The organism is Mesorhizobium sp. M7A.F.Ca.CA.002.05.1.1, assembly GCF_003998335.1.
Taxonomy (GTDB): Bacteria; Pseudomonadota; Alphaproteobacteria; order Rhizobiales; family Rhizobiaceae; genus Mesorhizobium.
The window spans coordinates 1-2,107 of the sequence record NZ_RZQI01000984.1 but is presented as its reverse complement, the minus strand read 5'-3'; the positions used below and the strand labels follow the sequence as shown (position 1 = coordinate 2,107).

Sequence of the window (2,107 nt, the reverse complement as noted above, 5' to 3'; positions counted from 1 at the left end):
AGTCCCGATAGCGCCAACGCCAAGGCGGCCGCCATAAATCCACGATAGTGCATTTCATTCCTCCCGATCATATGAAACGGCCGTAGCGGCCGGGTGGCGACCTGGCTGGTCGTACTGGTTGGGCGCTGTTCAGCGCCCGTAAGGCATCAATGCCGCCGTGGCGGCACCCGAATAGTTCACGTAGACCGTCTTCTTGCGCATGTAGCTCTCGAGCCCATGCACGCCGTCGTCGCCGCCCAGCCCGCTTTCGCGGAAGCCGACATGGAAACCCTGCAGCATTTCCGGTCCGATCCGGTTCACGTAGATCTCGCCGAACGAAACCTCGTTGACGGCGTTCATGACGCGGCCCAGATCATTGGTGAAAAGATAGGCCGACAGGCCATAGTTGCTGGCATTGGTGATGCTGACAGCCTCCTCGAAAGTGTCGAAGGGCATGATCGGCACGACCGGGCCGAAGATTTCGCGCGTCATGATCGGCATGTCAGGCGTCACATCTGTCAGTACGGTCGGATTGAGCCAGTAGCCGCCATCGACGGGCGCCTTGGTCGGGCGCCCACCGGCGAGAGCAAGCCTCGCGCCCCCCGCCACGGCTTCCGCAAGCACCGCCTCGACCTTTTCCAACTCTTCACGGCTGACTTTCGGGCCGATATCGGTATTTGTGTGCATCGGATCACCGACGACGAGCGACTTGGAGAATTCCACAAAGCGTGTGACGAACTGATCGTAAATCGAACGGTGAACGAGCGTGCGTTCGTTGCAAATGCAGACCTGTCCGCAATTCATGTATCGCGACGTGGCTGCGGAACGAACCGCCAGGTCGAGATCGGCATCAGCCAGGACGATGAATGGCGCCTTGCCGCCAAGCTCCAGCGAAACAGGCGTCAGATTGCGCGAAGCGTTCGCCATGATGCGCTTACCGGTCGGTACGCTTCCAGTCATGGTGATGAGGTCGACGCCGGGTTCCGTGCAGAGCACTTCGCCTATGGTTTCACCCCGTCCCGTTATGATGTTCACCACGCCGTCCGGCACGCCCGCTTCGACAAAGATGCGAGCCATTTCGAGCGCCGAAAGCGGCGTGTCTTCATGTGGTTTGAGGACGATGGTGTCGCCGGCGATCATGGCGGGCGCCACCTTTCGGCTGACCAAGGCGCTCGGGTAATTCCACGGAATGATGGCGGCGACAACGCCTACCGGTACACGCTGTATCCAGACCTGCTCTCCCGCGTAGTCGGACGGCAAGATCTCACCTTGAATGCGACGGGCAAATTCGGCGTAGTAGTCGAAGAACTCGGCTGCGCCGCCGACTTCACCTATTGCTTCATTGATCGGTTTGCCTTGTTCCCTGACCACCACCTCGGCCAGATGCCGGGCGTTCTGCCGGATCAAGACCGCGATCCGCTTCATGATCGCCGCACGGGCAAGAGGCGATTTGAGCCCCCAAGCCTTCTGCGCCTTGCGGGCGGCGTCTATCGCCTGGCGAGCCTGGTCTGGGCTTGCCTCGGGCACGTCGACAAAGGCCTTGCCGTTAGCCGGGTTGATAACCGAGCGCGTGCCAGCTTCGCCGATGACGAACTTCCCGTTGATCAACATGAGATACGATGTCTTTTCTTCTGCTGACATGGTTCAATCCGGTTCTGCGTGCGTTGCAGGCGTGCCGACGCCTAAGGGTTGGATTTCGCCGCGGCCATCTGGACCGCGAACTCGATCGCTTCGACCAAGCTGTCCTCATTGGCGATGCCCTTGCCGGCGATGTCGAAGGCCGTGCCGTGGTCGACGGAGGTGCGGATGATCGGAAGGCCGAGCGTGACATTGACACCGGAGAGCGCTTTCCACTCACCGGTCTCGGGATCGACATTGAAGCCGAGCAGTTTCACCGGGACATGGCCCTGATCGTGATACATCGCGACCACCGCGTCATACTGGCGGGCGCGCAACTTGACGAAAACCGTATCGCCGGGAACAGGCCCAAACACGGCAAAATCGGCGGAGTTGTAGGAGGCGACGACCGGGGTCGTGATGTCGATATCCTCCCGGCCGAAAATGCCGCCTTCGCCGGCGTGCGGGTTAAGCGCGGCAATCGCAATTCGGGGATGGGAAATGCCAAGGC

General features: G+C 60.7%; 2 protein-coding genes. Both read right to left on the bottom strand.

What is annotated here, in order from left to right; genetic code table 11:
* Nucleotides 1–129: 129 nt before the first annotated feature.
* Complete coding sequence (gene aldA, locus EN939_RS31465; RefSeq protein ID WP_127271243.1) at nt 130–1,620, bottom strand: aldehyde dehydrogenase; 1,491 nt, start codon at nt 1,618–1,620, stop codon at nt 130–132.
* Nucleotides 1,621–1,661: 41 nt separating this feature from the next.
* A partial coding sequence (locus EN939_RS31460) for a PdxA family dehydrogenase (RefSeq protein ID WP_164751390.1) occupies nt 1,662–2,107 on the bottom strand: 446 nt, incomplete at its 5' end.